The following is a 17,738-nucleotide window of genomic DNA, read 5'->3' as shown; positions in this document are numbered from 1 at the left end:
GGGCCGCGCACCTTAATTTGACAGGATGGCTTTTGCCTCGCAGACTTGCCCCATTCTTTTCCGACGGGGGTATGCGCGATGCCGACGTATATTTTGCAAGGCAAGACTTATGGTTTTTCCGAGTTTACCGGTTTTTTGGATAGTGTTTCTGACGCAACTGTCACGTTCAACGTGGATGGCACGGGGTTCTCTTATGTCATTGGGGCACCCGATGGGGGATCACCGCCGCCTGCGGTTCTGACCGGTATTGGACCCGGTGACGCCGAGTTCAACGGGAGCAGTGCGTTCCGGTCCGATTTCGTCGTGCGCATCAGCCAGTTCGACTGGGGGCCGTTCAGCGACCGGAAACAGACGATTGTCATGGATTTCCACGATCCGGTGGCCAACGAGACCTATAGTTTCGTCATTGGCGGCGACCCGCTTCCTCCGATCACGGATGTGACCAGCTTCTACGACTGGGCCGCGGAAATTGCCCTTTTCGGGCAGGTTGTTACCGGGCCTTATGCACCGGGCGAGGTCATACCGTTTGGCGGGATGCCGGGGGTGGTGGAGGAGCAATCTCCGATTTGCGGCACGGATAACCCCGACAACCTTCTTGGCACCAATGACGACGACGAGATGTGTGGCGAGGGTGGCAACGACACGCTGAATGGTCAGGGGGGCGATGATCTCATCTACGGCAACGAGGGGGATGACCTGCTGACCGGAAGCGGCGGCGCTGACACGCTGGATGGCGGCGTGGGCATAGATACGGCGAACTATGAGTCGTCCAATTCCTCGATCGTCGTGAACCTTCTTACGACCGAAGGCACGGCAGGGGATGCGCTTGGGGATCGGCTGTTCCTGATCGAAAACGTTATCGGATCCAACCTGGAAGATACGATCACCGGAGACGGCAAGGACAATCGTCTGGAAGGTCTTGCGGGCGCCAACCGTATTTTCGGCGGGGGTGGCAATGACCTTTTGTACGGAGGGATTGATAAAGACCGTCTCTCCGGTGGGCTTGGAAATGACTATCTTTCCGGCGGCGGCGATGATGATGTGCTGATCGGAGGAGGCGGTGCCGACACTCTCGAGGGCAACTTCGGGCGCGATGACCTGACGGGCGGCGCCGGCGGCGATCGGCTCAATGGTGGGCGTTCGAATGACGTTTTGAACGGAGGTACCGGCGATGACAGCCTGTTTGGTGCAGACGGGCAGGACAGGCTGTTTGGCGGGGAAGACAACGACGAGCTTGAGGGCGGCAAGGGCAACGACTCGCTCAGCGGGCAGTCCGGAGCCGACACATTGATCGGTGGTACGGGAGACGACACGCTTTTGGGTGGCACCGGTGCAGACAATCTGAAAGGTGGCGATGGTGTTGACGTGCTGGAGGGCGAGCACGGTGAGGACACGCTCTATGGTGGCGACAAAAACGACACTCTCAAGGGCGGCGATGGCAAAGATTTCCTTTATGGAGACCAGGGCGCGGACGTTCTTTTGGGCGGTGCCATTGGGGATGTGCTGGAAGGACGGGCGGGCCGTGACCGGATGTGGGGCGGCAGCGGTTTTGACAGCATGAAAGGCGGTAAGGGAAACGATGTTCTGTTCGGTCAGAACGGGCGTGACACGCTTATGGGCGACGCTGGACATGACAAGCTGGACGGTGGAGCGGGGAATGACGTTCTGTTCGGCGGCACCGAACATGGCAAGAATGATGCCGATACGCTGATCGGGGGCGCAGGTGCTGATACCTTCGTGATGGATGTCTACGCCAGTGATACGCAAACCGTGAAAGACTATCAGGCGGGCTTTGATCTGGTGCAGATCAACGCTTCAAGCAGCTATGTCGGCGGGGATGTCGGGGCGTTTATTGCCGATCTGCGCTCGGTTGCGACGGTTGCAGATGGCAACACCTACATTGCCTATACAAAGATCTTTGGCGGCAATCCCTTCGATATGCATTTTGCATTCGAAGGGATCACCGACCCCAATTCGATCACCTTTGTCGTGGACTTGTTCTAAGGTGGGCGCGGGCCGATTACTCGGCCGCGCGCAGGGTTTTTCCTGACGGGGCGGCGGGTTCTTCCTCGTCATCCCAAAGGAGGACAGGCGCCTTGATGCGCTTGGCCTCGCGGCGCAGGGCCCAGTCGCGGGCGGCGCGGCTGCCACGGCCCAGCGACAAGCGGGCCAGAAGTGCCGCCATCCAGCGCAGGTAGGTGCTGAACCAGACACGCAGGGCCAGCATCGACGGGGTAAAGATCAGCGTCAGGACGGTTGCAATGCCAAGGCCGAAGACCACCGCGGTGGCGAGCTGTTTCCACCAGAGTGCGGTCGGGCTGTCGAAGGAATAGCCGCCATTGGCAAAATCGAGTGAAAGGCCGAACATCATCGGGGCAAGGCCCGCCATCGTAGTGATCGTGGTCAGGAGAACCGGGCGGATACGCGCCTGAGCGGTGCGCACGATGGCTTCGATCCGCGGCATGTATTGCGAGAATTCCTGATAGGTGTCGATCAGAACAATGTTGTTGTTCACCACGATCCCGGCAAGCGCCACGATCCCGGTGCCGGTCATGATGATCGAGAACGTCTGGTCCATGACCAACATGCCGATCAAAACGCCCGCGGTGGACAGGACCACGGCGAGGAGCACCAGCACCGAGTTGTAGAAGCTGTTGAACTGGGCCAGCAGGATGATGAACATCAGGCCAAGCGCCCCGGCAAAGGCGTTGCCAAGGAAGGCCTGGCTTTCGGCCTGATCTTCCTGATCCCCGGTCCATTCCCATTCGATGCCAGCCGGGAAGGGCTTGGTTTCCAGCCATTCGGTGAGTGTGGCAAGGCGTTCGTTCGCGGTGAGGGGGACGGAGGTAAAGCCGCGCTCTGCATAGTCTGCTTGCAGGGCGCTGTCGGCGTCCCATGTGGGGGTGTCGATCACTTCGGTTTCACCGGTCTCGGCGTTTGTCAGGACGGTCAGGTCGCTTGCGACCCCCGCTTTGACGTCGAAGAAACGGGTCTGGTTGATGCGGTTGATCTCAGCCAGCTTTTCGACCGGTTTGCGGGTGATGAAGTTCGACAGGGGCACAAGGCCGTCGGCGGTGCGTACCTTGAGGGTATCAAGGGTCGACAGAACGCGGTCTTCGTCGGGCAGGCGGACGCGGATCTCGATTTCTTCGTCCGAGCTTTCGACGGGCATGGTGTCAAGCAGGATGCCGCGTGTCACGAGTTGCACCATCGCGCCCACGGTGGCCACGTCGGCACCGTAGCGGCCCGCCTTGGTGACATCTACGTCGATCTGCCAGTCGATGCCCGGGAGTGGCAGGGTGTCTTCAATCAGTTGCAGACCGGGCGTTGCATCAAACTGCGCGCGCGCGATTTCGGTCGCGGCGGTCAGCGTTTCCCAATCGTTGCCCTTGATGCGCAGGTGAACGGGTTTGGCCGAGGCAGGTCCGCGCGAGGCTTCGAGGATTTCGATTTGCGCCCCGGCGATGGTTTTCAGTTCGGCCTCCAGTTCGTTCAGAACCGTATTGCCGTCCATGACCGTGTCCTTGACGGTGCGATTGACGTCGATCCCGAGGAAGGGAATGGTGAACCAACGCTCACGAGCATCCGGGCGGTCTTCCCACGGGATAGTTTCCAACTGGATCTGGCCGATGGTGTCTTTCGGAGCCTGAGCGCCGCCGGTGTTCTGGTCAAGACCGCCTTCACCAGCAAAGGAAAAGGCCGTCTTGATGCCGGGGTGGGCGAGAACGATTTCCTCGGCCTCGCGGACAAGATCGTCTTTCTGATCGAGCGAAAGGTTGCCACGTGCCTTAACGTAGACAATGGCCTGTTCCGGCTCGGATTCCACGAAGAACTCGGTGCCCTTGTTGTTGGCGCCGTAGTAGCCAAAGACACTTACAACGAAGAAGATCACCCCACCGATGGTCACGATTGGCATGATCGGATTGCCCGCAATGAGGTGGATGAAGCGTCCGAACAGCGAAAGGGGGCTGCCGGATTCAACCTTCTTGGCTTTGCGTTCGATGCGGGCGGCGTCCAGTGTGATCGACGCGGCAAAGGCTGCGAACATGAAGATCAGGAAGCCGGGCAGGAAGCTCATCAGCCCGGGGGCCGGGGCCGCATCACCCAGCAGGAACGCCGGGTTGATTGCCTGCATGATCCCGACAAAGAGCATCAGGATCGATGGCGGCACCAGAAGGGCGCGTACAAACCACGGCGTGGTCGCGCGAAGCCATTCGGAGCTGAGGTGGAATTTGCGGCTCAGGCGACCCGAGACCCCGCCCATGACGGGAAGGTAGACCAGCGCCACGACCAGAGAGGCCGAAAGCACGAAGATCAGCGTGACTGGCAGCATGCCCATGAACTGACCTGGTACGCCCGGCCAGAATAGCATCGGCAGGAAGGCGCAGAGGGTGGTGGCGGTCGAGGATACGATGGGCCAGAACATGCGTTTGGCGGCCTCGACATAGGCGTGCATCGGGCCGGTGCCCTCGGAGATGCGCTTGTCGGCGTATTCGACAACGACAATTGCACCGTCCACGAGCATGCCCACTGCAAGGATGAGACCGAACATCACGATGTTGGAGATGGTGATTTCCATCACGGCCAAAAGCGCGAAACACAGGAGGAACGAGGTCGGGATGGCAAAGCCGACCAGCAGGGCTGCGCGGGATCCAAGGGCGGCCAGTACCACGATCATCACGAGGGCGATGGCGGTCAGAACCGAGCCTTCGAGCTGCGAGACCATGGAGCCGACGATGCGGGACTGGTCGTTCGACGTGCCGACTTCGACAGCGGCGCGCAGGTTTTCGGGCCATTCAGCCGAGGCCTTCTCGACTTCCTCGCGGACAAGGTTCGCGGTGTCGATAAGGTTGAACCCCTTCCGCTTGACCACCTGAAGCGCCACGGTGTTTTCGCCGTTGAAACGAGCGGTGCCGAGGCGGTCTTCGAAGGTCAGGTTGATCTGCGCAAGGTCGCCCAGCGTGACAACGCGGTCGCCGTTTGTCTTGACGGGCAGGTCATAAACATCGCGCGGTTCATCGAAGGACGAGGGGATCTTGACCGAAAAGGTGCCTTGCTCGGTTTCGATCTCACCTGCCGCGATCAACTGGTTGTTGTTGACAACCACGTTGATGAGTTCGCCTGCCGTGACGTTGTAGGCCTCGAGGCGCAGCGGGTCGATAACCACTTCGAGCATCTCGTCCCGACCGCCGGCCAGACCGGCTTCGAGAACCGCGTCCATCGTCTCAAGTTGATCCTGCAACTTGTTGGCAATCTGCGACATGGTGCGTTCAGGGACGTCACCTGTCAGGTTGACGATGATGATCGGGAATTCCGAGAAGTTGATCTCGTTGATCGAATACTTTTCGAAGCCGTCCGGAAACTTTCCTTCGGCGGTGTTCATGGCATCGCGCACGTCGGCGATGATCTTGGACTTGTCCCAGCCGAAATCGAATTCGAGGAAGATACCGGCATAGTTCTCGGCCGCAGTCGACTGCATCTTGTCGAGACCGTCGAGGTCAGCCAGTTCGGTTTCCATCGGCTTGATCAGCAGGGTTTCACTGTCGGCGGCGGAAATTCCGGGGAAGGGGACCGAGATGAAGAGGCCGGGGATCTGGATATCCGGCTCGCCTTCCTTGGGCAGGTTCCAATAGGCATATCCTCCTACCGCAAGCGACAGGAAGATGAATGCCAGTACCATCCGGGCGCGGTCGGCAGCCCAGTCTACGATCCCGATCATTGGTTGTGCTCCTCAAAGACCGGCACCGCTGCGACGCCTTTCACGACATACTCCTGTCCGATGACGATGATGTTGGCCTCATCTGCAAGGCCGGTGACCCAGAGGCCGTCTTTGCTGTCACGCAGGATATTGATGGAGTGGAAGTTGACCATGTTGGCCTCTTCGATGGTGCGGACCCCGAGGATGCCTTCGTCGTTCAGTGTGAGGGCGGATTGCGGGATCAGGTGGGCCTTGGCGCCGTCGGCAGCGATTGCGATCTCGGCGGTCTGGCCGTCACGGATGGCGAGGTCGCGGTTGGGGACGTCGATCTCGACACGGAAGGTGCGGGTGGTCGGATCGGCCGAGCGTGACAGGAAGGTCACGTTTCCAACGACTTCCTGACCGGTCGTGAGGCGGGCTCCGGCCTGCGCCCCAAGAGCCACCTTGGAGACTTCGGTTTCCGGGACGAAACCGACAACCTTGATCGGGTCAAGCTGGATCACGGTGCCGCAAAGCGAACCGGCCTGCATCAGGCTGCCCAGTTCGGCAGTGTCGGATTCCAGCAGTCCCGCAAAGGGCGCGGTGATCGTCAGGCGGTCGATTTCACGTTGCGCGGCAGCGACGGCGGCCTCAGCGGATTCGATACCCGCTTCGGTGGATTGGAGGCCGGATTTGGCGGCTTCGACACTTGCCTCGGCAGAGCGCACGGCGGCCTGTGTCGAGGCGACGCGGGTTTCCGATGCAAAGCCCCCCTCGGAGAGTTTCACGGCGGCGTTGTAGTTGATGTTGGCTTCGTCAAGACGGGCGCGGGCTTCGTCGAGGCGGGCCTGGGTTTCAGGTTGACGAGCGCGGGCCTCCAGAAGGCGGGCTTTGGCCTCGGCCATAGTTGCTTCGCGAGTGCCGGGGTCGAGCTTGCAAAGCAATTCTCCGGCTTCGACATGCGCGCCGCGGCGCAGGGGCTGCGAGATGACAAGTGCGGAGGTTTCCGCGCGCACTTCGACCTGGCGATTGGCCTCGGTCTCACCGCGCAGGACAACCGCGTTCGCGATGGTGGAAGCCTTGGAGGAAATGACCTTTACGCGGACAGCATCGGGAATGTCTTTCTCGGCCGTGGTTTCTTGTGAGGCAGGGGGCTGTGCTTCCGCCTCAGTGGGGCTACCCGTCGCAGCAAAAGCCATCGTCTTGTCACGTTCGACGACGATGAAATACAGAAACGCTGTGACCAGGATTGCGGTCAGGATTGGCACCACGCGCATCGGGTTTTCCTCACTATTGTCTTTTGATGTGCTTATCCGCACGTATTTGTCTTGCGAAATAGTCGCGCTGAACGTGATTGCAACCAGTTTGGCGCAAAAACTGAACTGATCCGTTCAGTTTATTCAGAATGAAACTTCTTCGCAACGATTCCGGAGGTCGGATGCTATTGGCACTGTGTCTGCTTCGCGTTATGAGAGGGCAAATCAAGGGAGAAATCGTGTGAGCGATACCGACAGTTTCATCGAAGAAGTTACCGAAGAAGTACGCCGTGACAGGCTGTTCGGCATGTTCCGCCGGTACGGCTGGATTGCAGGCGCGGCGGTGGTGGTCATCGTTGGTGGTGCTGCCTGGAACGAGTGGCAGAAAGCCGAGCGTGTGTCTGCCGCGCAGGACACAGGTGACGCGATTTTTGAAGCGATTGAGAACCCGGACGACGCTGCCCGGGTTGCCGCCCTCGAAGCGTTGCAGCCGAACTCGCCTGAAGCTCAGGTTCTTGTCGATTACCTCGTGGCTTCGCACCAGTTGTCCGAAGGGGACAATGCAGGCGCGGCGGCAACGCTCAAGGCGGTTTCTGAAACCGGAACGGATGTGCCGGAGGTTTATCGTCAAATAGCGCTTTATAAATCGCTTGTTGCAAACGGTGCCGAGACCCCGGCGGCCGAGCGCCGTTCGCTTCTTGATGCACTTGCTGCTCCGGGTGCGCCGCTTTCATTGCTCGCGCAAGAGCAATTGGCGCTTCTGGACATTGAAGAGGGCAATCCTGATGCGGCGATTGATCGCCTGAATGCAATCATTGCGGATGCCGGTGTCACTGGAGGCTTGCGTAACAGGGCAAGTCAGTTGATTGTGGCTCTGGGTGGTGTGCCGGGGACGGCAAACCAATAACCTACAAGACGTGAGGACCCGGGCAGTGAAGGTAAAAAATTGGATCATCGCGCTGACCGGCGCAGCCTTTGTGGCAGCATGTAGTGAGCCGGAAGTCATTCTTCCCGGCAAACGCGAGAACCTGCGTGGCGGTGAGAGCGGCCCGGTTCAGATTGAAAACCAGGTCAAGCCCATCCGGCTGGTCGGGGCCGTCAACAATGCGAGTTGGACAGGTCGCATCGGGTCTCCTGCGACACGTATTCCGAATGCGGCGCTTGGCGCGGCTCCTGCCCGTATCTGGAGCGCGAAGATCGGTTCCGGAAATGAACGCAAGCAGCGCCTGACGGCGGACCCGGTTGTTGCGGATAATCGCGTCTTTACAATGGATTCCGAGGGCACTTTGAGTGCCTTCTCAACCGCGGGCGAAGTGATCTGGCAGCGCAACCTGACGCCTGCCGGGGATAAATCAAAGGATGCTGCCGGTGGCGGGTTGGCCTTTGGTGATGGAAAGCTGTTCGTCACAACAGGCTTCGGGCGCCTTGAGGCTGTTGATCCCGCATCCGGCGAAACCCTTTGGGAACAAAAGCTTGGCGCCATCGGAAGCGGAAGCCCCGCGGTCTATGGCAAGCTGGTGTACCTCGTGTCCGGCGACGAGCGAGGCTGGGCGCTGAACACCGACACGGGCAAGATTGCCTGGCAGGTGAACTCTATTCCGGCGGTGACCAACGTTCAAAGTCCTGCGGCCCCTGCGATCAACGACCAGATGGTGATCTTCCCCTTTGGCTCGGGTGAACTGCAGGCGACCTTCCGTCGTGGCGGGTTGCGCCTTTGGGGGGCAGGTATTGCCGGTGAGCGTCTTGGACGTGCCGTGAACAAGATCGGCGACATCAGCGGTGATCCGGTTCTGGATGGCAAGGTTGTCTATGCGTCGAACCATTCGGGTCGTCTGGTTGCTTTGGATGCGGATACCGGCGAACGAATTTGGACGGCGGAGCAGGGGGCTGTAAGCCCAACGTTCCCGGCGGGCGGTTCGCTTTTCCTCGTGAACGACCGCAACCAGGTGGTTCGCGTCGATGCCCGTACGGGCGAAGCAATCTGGGCTGTGGATCTGCCGTTGTTCCAATCTCACAAGCCCAAGCGTCAGGCGGCGATCTATTCGCACTACGGACCGATCGTGGCCGGTGGTCGGGTGATCGTGGCCTCTTCGGATGGGGTGCTGCGCAGCTTTGATCCGACCTCGGGTGAGATTGTTCACCAAGCGGAAATTCCCGGTGGGGCCTCGTCGAATCCGGTGGTTGCGGGCGGTGTTCTTTACGTCGTGGGCGGCAAAGGCCAATTGCACGCTTTCCGTTGACCGGAAAATGATATAACGGGGCGTCTTCAGACGTGTCGGAGACTACAGATGAGTTTAACCCTCGCCATCGTGGGGCGCCCGAATGTGGGCAAATCCACCTTGTTCAATCGCCTAGTCGGCAAGAAGCTCGCGCTGGTTGATGACCAGCCGGGGGTCACGCGCGACCTGCGCGAAGGTGAGGCCAAGCTGGGGGATTTGCGGTTTACCGTGATCGACACCGCTGGTCTGGAAGATGCGACTGACGACAGCCTTGAAGGCCGGATGCGCCGTCTGACCGAACGTGCGGTGGACATGGCCGACATCTGCCTGTTCATGGTGGATGCCCGCACGGGTATCACCCCGACAGACATGATCTTTGCCGAGATCCTTCGCAAGCGATCCGCGCATGTGATCCTTGCCGCCAACAAGGGAGAGGGGGCTGCGGCGGATGCCGGTGTGCTTGAGGCCTATAGCCTTGGCCTTGGTGAGCCGATCCGTATTTCGGCGGAACATGGCGAAGGCATGCACGACCTTTACCTGCAGCTGATGCCGATTGCCGACGAATTCGACAAGCACGCAGAGGACAGCGCGCCCGAGGTTGAAGTTGATGTCGACCTTGAGGAAGACGAGGATGGAGACGAGATCCCGCCGTCGCAGAGGATCACCGCCAAGAAGCCGCTCCAGGTGGCGGTTGTTGGTCGACCAAATGCCGGTAAGTCCACGTTAATCAACAAGATTATCGGCGAAGACCGTCTTTTGACCGGGCCCGAAGCGGGCATTACCCGCGATGCGATCAGCCTTCAGGTTGACTGGGGCGGCACGCCGATGCGGATCTTTGACACCGCCGGAATGCGCAAGAAAGCCAAGGTACAGGACAAGGTTGAAAAACTGTCTGTTGCCGATGGTCTGCGGGCGGTGAAGTTTGCCGAGGTGGTTGTCGTGCTGCTGGATGCGGCCATTCCGTTTGAACAGCAGGACCTGCGTATCGCCGATCTGGCCGAGCGCGAAGGGCGGGCTGTGATCGTGGCGGTGAACAAGTGGGACGTGGAAGATTCCAAGCAGGAAAAACTCCGCGACCTGAAAGAAGCCTTTGGCCGCCTGTTGCCGCAGCTGCGCGGGGCGCCGCTGATCACGGTATCGGCCAAGACCGGACGCGGCCTTGACCGTCTGCATGATGCGATCCTGCGAGCCTATGACGTCTGGAACCGTCGCATCAGCACGGCGCAGTTGAACCGCTGGCTGATTGGCATGCTGGAACAGCACCCGCCGCCGGCACCGCAGGGCAAACGCATCAAGCTGCGTTACATGACCCAGGCCAAGACACGTCCGCCGGGGTTTGTTGTCATGTGCTCGCACCCCGACAAGATGCCGGACAGCTATTCGCGCTATCTCGTGAATGGTCTGCGCGAAGATTTTGACATGCCGGGCACCCCGATTCGCCTGACGATGCGGGGGCAGGGGGACAAGAACCCTTACAAAGGGCGCAAGAAGTCTACACCGAGCCGTCTTCGCAAACACCTTAAGGGGCGTTCGGCGGATTAAGCCCGCCATTTGGCAAAACCCAACTTCGCTATATACTTGCGCCCGCGTGACATGCGTCATGCGGGTGTTACCTATGTGTTGCAGACCCTTGGGCAGCGATTTTCAGCCCAGTCGGGAAATTTAGTGAAGTGGTGGCAGAAAAATGGAAATTCGTGAGCGTTTACAGCCATATACCGTGAAAGATGACCGTATCGCCTGGGCCAGTTTCCTGGGCACATTCCTTGTTTATTTCCTGAGCCTTTATCTGACCATTGCCTTTGTCGGGCAATGGGTGGTCGTTGTGCCGGCAGGGATCATCAATGCCTTTGCCGCAGTGCGCCTTTACGTTCTGCAACATGACTGCGGACATGCCTCGCTGTTTGCCACGCGCCGGATGAATGATCTGGGCGGCTATGCGCTGTCGGTGATTTCACTCGCGCCCTTTGCGATCATGCGCCACAACCACAACCTTCACCATTCGCACCTTGGCAATCTTGAAGAACGCGAGACCGGTGAAATCCACACCATGACGGTGCGGGAATGGGAGGCGGCAGGGTTCTGGGAGCGGCTGGGGTACCGGCTTTATCGCAATCCGTTCATCCTTATCCCGATCGGATCGGCGTTCACCTATTTCATCCGCTACCGCTGGCCCAAGAAGGCGCGCGAGGTTGGGCTTATGGGGCTTGTTGCCCATAACCTATCTATCGCAGCGTGGCTTCTTTTCCTTTATGTCGCAGCGGGTTGGACGGGGATATGGATGTGGCTTGGTTGGGGTTTCGTTGGCGGGATGATCGGGGTTTTCCTTGTCTACCTGCAACACAATTTCGAAGACACCTACTGGGATCGCAAGCCCGATCTGAACCCGCGTGTGGCGGCGTTGCAGGGATCGTCGGCGCTTGATCTTGGCTGGTGGATGGACCTTGGATCGGCCAACATCGCCTATCACGATATTCACCATTTCAATGCGCGCATTCCGTCGTACCGGTTGCGCAAGTGCCATCAGGATATTCGCGAAGAATACGATCTGCGGGTGATCCATTGGCCCGAGGCGTTGCGGTCTTTCCGTCTCAAGCTGTGGGACGAGGATGAGGGGCGGTTGGTGCCGTTTCCGCGTCGGTCCGGGCGGATTTTGGCGACTCCGGCGGAATAGTAGCCGAATCAAAGGGTTAAGGCGGGGAATGCCTGTGAAAACCGACGTCGGTATTACGTCGGTATCGTGACGGTATTGCGGAGGTGCTGGTTTGCCCAAAGTCCAGCGTTTCGGCACCCTGCGGCGGGTTCACGGGATCGAAACGAAAACAGGCGGCCTGAGCCGCCTGTTTCGTGTTTCATGATGTGAGGTCTATCAGGCCAGCGTGCCTTCGGCGGTGAGGGTGGTCTTGCCGCCAAGGTAGGGGTGCAGAACCTCGGGGAGGACAACCGAGCCGTCTTCCTGCTGACCGTTTTCCAGAACCGCGATCAGGCAGCGGCCAACCGCAAGGCCCGAGCCGTTCAGGGTGTGCAGGAATTCCGGCTTGCCGCCGTCGGCGGGCTTGAAGCGGGCGTTCATGCGGCGGGCCTGGAAATCACCACAAACCGAGACCGACGAAATCTCGCGGTAGGTGTTCTGACCCGGCAGCCAGACCTCGATGTCGTGGGTGCGCTGTGCACCAAAGCCCATGTCGCCGGTGCAGAGCGCAACGGTGCGGTAAGGCAGGCCCAGACGTTCAAGGATGCCCTCGGCGCATTTGGTCATGCGGTCCAGCTCGGCGCGGCTTGCGTCGGGCTTGGTGATCGAGACCATTTCGACCTTTTCGAACTGGTGCTGGCGCAGCATGCCCGAGGTGTCGCGACCGGCGCTGCCCGCTTCGGAGCGGAAACACTGGGTGTGGGCGACATAGCGGCGGGGCAGGTAGCTTTCCTCGACCGTGACGTTGTTCACGATGTTGGTGAGGGTCACCTCGGCGGTCGGGACAAGCCACCAGCCGTTGGTGGTCTCGTAGGAGTCCTCGCCGAATTTCGGGAGCTGGCCGGTGCCGTACATCATTTCGGGCTTTACCAGAACCGGGGTCCAGGTCTCGGTCAGGCCGTTTTCGTCGATGTGGGTGTTGATCATGAACTGCGCGAGCGCGCGGTGGATACGGGCCACGGCACCGCTGAGCACCACGAAACGCGAGCCCGAGAGCTTGGCCGCGGTTTCAAAGTCCATGCCGGGTTTCACGCCCGCAAGGTCATAGTGTTCCTTGGCCTCGAAGCTGAGTTCGACCGGGGTGCCCCAGCGGTTGATCTCGACGTTGTCGTCTTCGTCTGCGCCATCCGGAGTGTCGTCGAACGGGGTGTTCGGGATGCCCATCAGGAGATCGGTCAGCTGCTGGTCGAGCGCCTTGGCCTCGGTCTGCATGGCTGCGACTTCGGCTTTCTTTTCGCCGACGAGGGCGCGGAGGCGTTCGAATTCGGCTTCGTCGCCCTTGGCCTTGGCGGCGCCAACTTCCTTGGCGGCCTTTTTCTGCACGGATTGTGCCTCTTCGGCGGCCTGGATCTTGGTGCGGCGCTCGGCGTCGAGGGCCAGAACCTGTGACGACATCGGCTCGGCTCCACGGCGGGCGAGGGCGGCGTCCAAAGCGGCCGGGTTTTCGCGGATCGCTTTAATGTCGTGCATCGGTCTTTCCTATGTTTGATGAATCACTAACAGGGCTGCTTATGGCGCATTTTTTCAGAGATCGTAAGCGGGGGCGTCGGGCTTATTGTGAAACTGTGGCGACAGCGCGACCAATACTGCCTTTCGCGCCTTGCAACCGAGGCCAATGCCCCATAGGTTCCCTGCGACTTTGCGGGGGTCGGCCCCGCCAACAAAAGGACACTCGACAATGGATGCAATTGGCCAGTTTTTGCCCCTCATTCTGATCTTCGCGATCATGTACTTCCTGCTGATCCGCCCGCAGCAGAAAAAAGTGAAAGAACACCAGGCAATGGTGGAAGCACTGCGTCGCGGTGACCAGGTCGTGACCCAGGGTGGTCTGATCGGCAAGGTCGACAAGGTCAAGGATGACAACGAGGTTGTCGTGGAACTGGCCGAGGGCGTGAAGGTACGTGTGGTCAAGTCGACCATCGCTCAGGTTCTGAGCAAGACCGAGCCGGCGGCAAACAGCTAATCCAACAACAGGGCCGCGACGATGCTGCAAATCGACCTTTGGAAACGGGTCCTCATCTGGACCGTATGTGCGCTGGGGCTGCTTCTGGCATTGCCCAACGCGTTTTATGAAAGGGTCGAGGCGCGCAATGACGCCGTGGCCTCGCTTGAGCTGGGGTATGCTGGCAACGGGCTTGAGGAACAGGCGGCGCAATGGCCGTCTTTCCTGCCGTCCGGGCTGGTGAACCTTGGCCTTGACCTGCGCGGCGGTGCGCATCTTCTGGCCGAAGTACAGGTCGAGGATGTGTATGAGGCGCGTATCAAGGCGATGTGGCCCGAGGTGCGCGACCTGTTGCGCGGTGAGCGGGCGACAATCGGCACTATTCGTTTGCAGCCTTCGCCGGTTGACGAGCTGCGGGTGCGGATTTCCAAGCCCGAAGCGATTGGCGAAGCCGTGGCCCTTGTGCGCGGTATTGCACGTCCGGTTGTTTCACTGACCGGTGCGGGGCAGAGCGACATTGTCGTGGCGTCCGAAGGGGCCGACATCATCGTGACCCTGTCGGAGGCCGAGAAGCTTGCTACCGACGAGCGCACGGTGCAGCAGGCGCTTGAGATCATCCGTCGCCGGATCGACGAGGTGGGCACGCGCGAGCCGACCATCCAGCGCCAGGGGTCGGATCGTATCCTGATCCAGGTCCCGGGCATTGGTTCGGCGGCCGAGTTGAAAGACATTATCGGCACCACCGCGCAGCTGACCTTCCATCCGGTGATCGGGCGGGGGTCGAACGCGGATGCGAATGCCGGCGCGGGCAACGAAATCCTGCCTTCGCTGGATGACGAGGGTGTCTTCTATACCGTGGAAAGCGCGCCCGTTGTGACCGGTGAGGAACTGGTGGATGCGCAGCCGTCGTTTGACCAGAACGGTGGCCCTGCGGTGTCGTTCCGGTTCAACCCGACCGGCGCACGCAAGTTCGGCGACTATACCGCCGAGAACATCGGGTCGCCCTTTGCCATCGTACTGGATGGCGAGGTGGTTTCTGCGCCGGTGATCCAGTCGCATATTCCGGGTGGTTCGGGCATCATCACCGGCCGTTTCTCGGTTGAGGAAAGCACCAACCTTGCGGTTCTCTTGCGCGCAGGTGCGCTGCCGGCGGGGCTGGAGTTTCTGGAAGAGCGGACCATTGGTCCGGAACTGGGCGCAGACAGCATCGCGGCGGGCAAGATCGCCTGTATCGTGGCCTTTGTCGGCGTTCTGGTCTTCATGTTCCTGAGCTATGGCACTTTCGGCCTGTTCGCCAATATCGCGCTGATCCTGAACGTCGGCCTGATTTTTGGCCTTTTGTCGATGATCGGTGCGACGCTCACGCTGCCGGGGATCGCGGGGATCGTTCTGACCATCGGTATGGCGGTGGATGCCAACGTGCTGGTGTTTGAGCGTATCCGCGAGGAACTGAAGAACTCCAAAGGTCCGGCGCGGGCCATCGATCTGGGGTATGAAAAGGCGCTGTCGGCCATCGTGGATGCCAACATTACCACCTTCATCACCGCCGTTATTCTGTTCGCCGTCGGCTCTGGTCCGGTGCGCGGCTTCTCTATCACCCTTGGCCTCGGCATCATGACCTCGGTCTTCACGGCGATCTTCGTGACCCGCCTGATGATCGTGATCTGGTTCGAACGCCGCCGTCCCAAGACCATCGAGGTATAAGCCATGCGCCTGAGACTTGTTCCAAAAGAAACCAAGTGGGATTTCTTCAGCCGCCCGACCCTGTGGCTCGGGATTTCCGGTGCGCTGATCGTGCTGGCGATGGTGAGCTTTTTCATCCAGGGCCTGAACTTCGGCATCGACTTCCGCGGTGGCACAACCATCCGGACCGAAAGCGCGCAGGAGGTTGTGGTGGGCGACTACCGTGACGCGATTGCGCCGCTGGGTCTTGGTGACGTGAGCATCACCGAGGTGTTCGACCCGACCTTTGACGAGGACCAGAACGTCACCATGATCCGCATCCAGGCACAGGATGGCGAAGAGGCGGTGACCTCGGACGTGATCCGCAGTGTCGAGGTGGCCCTTCAGGCCGTGGCTCCGGACATCAGCTTTGTCTCGGTCGAGTCGGTTGGTCCCAAAGTGTCGGGCGAGTTGATCCAGACCGCCGTGATCGCGGTGCTTTTGGCGATTGGCGCGGTTCTGATCTACATCTGGCTGCGGTTCGAGTGGCAGTTCGCGCTGGGTGCGGTGGCCGCGCTGGTGCACGACGTGGTGCTGACCATCGGCGTGTTCTCGGAATTGCAGATCCGTTTCGACCTCGCGATCATTGCAGCGCTTCTGACAATCGTGGGTTACTCGCTGAACGATACCGTGGTTGTGTTCGACCGGGTGCGCGAGAACCTGCGCAAGTACAAGAAGCTTGAGCTGAAAGAGGTTCTGAACCTGTCGATCAACGAAACCCTGAGCCGGACGATGATGACCTCTGTCACCACGCTTCTGGCGCTTCTGGCCCTATTCATTCTGGGTGGAGATGTTATCCGTGGATTCGTCTTTGCCATGATCTGGGGGGTTATCGTGGGTACCTATTCGTCGATCTTCATCGCCTCGGCCGCGCTTTTGAAGCTGGGCGTGAAGCGTGACTGGTCGAAACCGTCGAACACCGGTGGCAACCAGTTTGCCAATATCGACGCCTGATGATCGCTGACCTTCTGGCCACGCCGGGGTTGTTCTGGCTGGTGGCCACCATTGGAGCCGCGGGCATTGTCCGCGGCTTTACTGGTTTCGGAACCGCGCTGATTTTCGTGCCGGTGGCGGGCCTGTTCCTGCCCCCGGCCGAAGTGATTGCACTGATCACCCTGACCGGTGTGGCAAGCACCTTTGCGCTTTTGCCGCGGGCCTGGGCGCAGGCGGAAAAGCGCGACGTGGGCCTGTTGTCCTTGGCAGCGCTGTTCACGGTTCCGGTGGGGCTGTGGCTTTTGGCCAAACTGGACCAGGTGACCATTCGCTGGATCGTGACGGTGATTGCCGGTGTGATGCTGGCCGCGCTGGTGAGCGGCTGGCGCTATCGTGGCGAGGTTCGGGGTGGCAAGCTGGGCGCGATTGGTGGCGCGGCGGGGTTGTTTGGCGGGTTGACCGGCCTGACGGGCCCGGCGGTGATCCTGTTTTACCTTTCTGGCGTGAAGCGGGTCGAGGTCGTGCGGGCCAATACCATCCTGTTCCTTGCAGCGCTGGACGTGGTGATCGTGGCCAACCTGATGTGGCGCGGCATGACCGACTGGCGGTTGTTTGTGCTGGCCGGCGCGCTTGCGGTACCCTATTTCGTGACCACGATGATCGGGCAGGCGATGTTCGATCCGCGGCACGAGAAAATCTATCGCACTGCGGCCTATGCGGTGATCGCGCTGGCGGTGCTGACGGGCCTGCCGCTGTGGGATTGAGGAGAGAGTGAATGCAGCTGAGTGAAGTGTTCTATTCCGAGGCGCAGCCGATCGAGGGCTATGGACCGGGGTTCTTCCGGATCGGTGGCCAGGTGATCGAGGGCAGCGCCATCATCCATGCCGAAGGGGCGCGGTCCTGGGCGGGGTATGGTGACGTCGAGACGATCCTTGGCATGAAGGACAAGATTGATTTCATCCTGATGGGCACCGGCGAGACCATGGCACCGGTCGAGGCCGCGTTTCGCGAGGCGCTGGAAGAGGCGGGGATCGGGGTTGAGCCGATGGCCTCGCCCACCGCCTGCCGCACCTACAACGTGCTGGTGTCGGAAGGGCGTCGCGTGGCGGCGGTGTTGCTGGCGGTCTGATCGCGGGCAGTTGGCTGTCAGGGGCGTTGCCCCTCTTGCCCCGTGCGGGGCAATTCACCCCAGGGTATTTGGGCCAAGAAGAAGCGTCTGATGCGGGGGCGGGGCTTGATTCATCTCAAGGAGTTCCGGGGTGTTGTCGTCCATAGCTGGGCGCAAAGGGCAATTCCGCTT

The 17,738-nt window shown here is 60.3% G+C and carries 13 protein-coding genes; 10 read left to right on the top strand and 3 right to left on the bottom strand.

The window, feature by feature from the left end; genetic code table 11:
• Window positions 1–78 precede the first annotated feature (78 nt).
• On the top strand, window positions 79–2,004 hold the full coding sequence (locus ABWV42_RS01820; protein WP_353338655.1) for a calcium-binding protein: 1,926 nt from the start codon (window positions 79–81) through the stop codon (window positions 2,002–2,004).
• A gap of 16 nt (window positions 2,005–2,020) precedes the next feature.
• Here ABWV42_RS01820 and ABWV42_RS01815 read toward each other — a convergent pair whose 3' ends face one another.
• The gene (locus ABWV42_RS01815; RefSeq protein WP_353338654.1) at window positions 2,021–5,719 is read right to left on the bottom strand and encodes an efflux RND transporter permease subunit; all 3,699 of its coding nucleotides are present in this window, start codon (window positions 5,717–5,719) and stop codon (window positions 2,021–2,023) included.
• Window positions 5,716–6,954 (bottom strand): efflux RND transporter periplasmic adaptor subunit, encoded by a 1,239-nt coding sequence (locus ABWV42_RS01810; RefSeq protein ID WP_353338653.1) that lies wholly within the window; start codon window positions 6,952–6,954, stop codon window positions 5,716–5,718. Before ABWV42_RS01810 ends, ABWV42_RS01815 begins: the two co-directional genes overlap by 4 nt.
• A 220-nt stretch (window positions 6,955–7,174) precedes the next feature.
• Here ABWV42_RS01810 and ABWV42_RS01805 point away from each other — a divergent pair, with 220 nt between their 5' ends.
• The 4 genes from ABWV42_RS01805 (at window position 7,175) to ABWV42_RS01790 (ending at window position 11,823) form a co-directional block, all read left to right on the top strand.
• Window positions 7,175–7,840 carry a tetratricopeptide repeat protein gene (locus tag ABWV42_RS01805; protein WP_353338652.1) on the top strand — a complete coding sequence of 222 codons (666 nt, stop codon included), beginning with the start codon at window positions 7,175–7,177 and terminating at the stop codon, window positions 7,838–7,840.
• 25 nt (window positions 7,841–7,865) lie between these two features.
• A complete protein-coding gene (locus ABWV42_RS01800) occupies window positions 7,866–9,173 on the top strand; it encodes an outer membrane protein assembly factor BamB family protein (protein WP_255109740.1) in 1,308 nt (435 codons plus the stop codon).
• A 48-nt stretch (window positions 9,174–9,221) separates the two neighbouring features.
• Entirely contained in the window at window positions 9,222–10,694 is a 1,473-nt protein-coding gene (gene der / locus ABWV42_RS01795; protein ID WP_353338651.1) for a ribosome biogenesis GTPase Der, read from the top strand.
• Window positions 10,695–10,836: 142 nt separating this feature from the next.
• Complete coding sequence (locus ABWV42_RS01790) at window positions 10,837–11,823, top strand: fatty acid desaturase (RefSeq protein ID WP_353338650.1); 987 nt, start codon at window positions 10,837–10,839, stop codon at window positions 11,821–11,823.
• 195 nt (window positions 11,824–12,018) lie between these two features.
• On the opposite strand, the gene serS is transcribed toward ABWV42_RS01790, so the two are convergent.
• Window positions 12,019–13,311 (bottom strand): serine--tRNA ligase, encoded by a 1,293-nt coding sequence (gene serS / locus ABWV42_RS01785; RefSeq protein WP_353338649.1) that lies wholly within the window; start codon window positions 13,309–13,311, stop codon window positions 12,019–12,021.
• Window positions 13,312–13,519: 208 nt separating this feature from the next.
• Between serS and yajC the strand changes: the two genes are divergently transcribed.
• Genes yajC through ABWV42_RS01760 form a run of 5 tightly spaced genes read left to right on the top strand, consistent with a single transcriptional unit; the run spans window position 13,520 to window position 17,567 of the window.
• Complete coding sequence (gene yajC, locus ABWV42_RS01780; protein WP_255109749.1) at window positions 13,520–13,804, top strand: preprotein translocase subunit YajC; 285 nt, start codon at window positions 13,520–13,522, stop codon at window positions 13,802–13,804.
• Between the two features lie 21 nt (window positions 13,805–13,825).
• Window positions 13,826–15,487, top strand: coding sequence for a protein translocase subunit SecD (secD, locus tag ABWV42_RS01775; RefSeq protein WP_353338648.1), 1,662 nt, complete (start codon window positions 13,826–13,828; stop codon window positions 15,485–15,487).
• Between the two features lie 3 nt (window positions 15,488–15,490).
• Window positions 15,491–16,459, top strand: a complete 969-nt coding sequence (gene secF / locus ABWV42_RS01770; protein WP_353338647.1) for a protein translocase subunit SecF — start codon at window positions 15,491–15,493, stop codon at window positions 16,457–16,459.
• Window positions 16,459–17,202 (top strand): TSUP family transporter, encoded by a 744-nt coding sequence (locus ABWV42_RS01765; RefSeq protein ID WP_353338646.1) that lies wholly within the window; start codon window positions 16,459–16,461, stop codon window positions 17,200–17,202. Before secF ends, ABWV42_RS01765 begins: the two co-directional genes overlap by 1 nt.
• Window positions 17,203–17,213: 11 nt before the next feature.
• A complete protein-coding gene (locus ABWV42_RS01760) occupies window positions 17,214–17,567 on the top strand; it encodes an Mth938-like domain-containing protein (RefSeq protein WP_353338645.1) in 354 nt (117 codons plus the stop codon).
• Window positions 17,568–17,738 lie beyond the last annotated feature (171 nt).

Origin of the sequence: Pelagimonas sp. KU-00592-HH, from assembly GCF_040369695.1 — a bacterium.
GTDB lineage: Bacteria > Pseudomonadota > Alphaproteobacteria > Rhodobacterales > Rhodobacteraceae > Shimia.
Note: the sequence above shows the minus strand (reverse complement) of the source record. Positions and strands in the feature narration are given on the sequence as shown.

Excerpts from the sequence above, each read along its gene's own strand:
- ABWV42_RS01820 (WP_353338655.1), top strand. The coding sequence starts at position 79 with ATGCCGACGTATATTTTGCAAGGCAAGACTTATGGTTTTTCCGAGTTT.
- ABWV42_RS01815 (WP_353338654.1), bottom strand. The coding sequence starts at position 5,719 with ATGATCGGGATCGTAGACTGGGCTGCCGACCGCGCCCGGATGGTACTG.
- ABWV42_RS01810 (WP_353338653.1), bottom strand. The coding sequence starts at position 6,954 with ATGCGCGTGGTGCCAATCCTGACCGCAATCCTGGTCACAGCGTTTCTG.
- der (WP_353338651.1), top strand. The coding sequence starts at position 9,222 with ATGAGTTTAACCCTCGCCATCGTGGGGCGCCCGAATGTGGGCAAATCC.
- ABWV42_RS01790 (WP_353338650.1), top strand. The coding sequence starts at position 10,837 with ATGGAAATTCGTGAGCGTTTACAGCCATATACCGTGAAAGATGACCGT.
- serS (WP_353338649.1), bottom strand. The coding sequence starts at position 13,311 with ATGCACGACATTAAAGCGATCCGCGAAAACCCGGCCGCTTTGGACGCC.
- yajC (WP_255109749.1), top strand. The coding sequence starts at position 13,520 with ATGGATGCAATTGGCCAGTTTTTGCCCCTCATTCTGATCTTCGCGATC.
- secD (WP_353338648.1), top strand. The coding sequence starts at position 13,826 with ATGCTGCAAATCGACCTTTGGAAACGGGTCCTCATCTGGACCGTATGT.
- secF (WP_353338647.1), top strand. The coding sequence starts at position 15,491 with ATGCGCCTGAGACTTGTTCCAAAAGAAACCAAGTGGGATTTCTTCAGC.
- ABWV42_RS01765 (WP_353338646.1), top strand. The coding sequence starts at position 16,459 with ATGATCGCTGACCTTCTGGCCACGCCGGGGTTGTTCTGGCTGGTGGCC.
- ABWV42_RS01760 (WP_353338645.1), top strand. The coding sequence starts at position 17,214 with ATGCAGCTGAGTGAAGTGTTCTATTCCGAGGCGCAGCCGATCGAGGGC.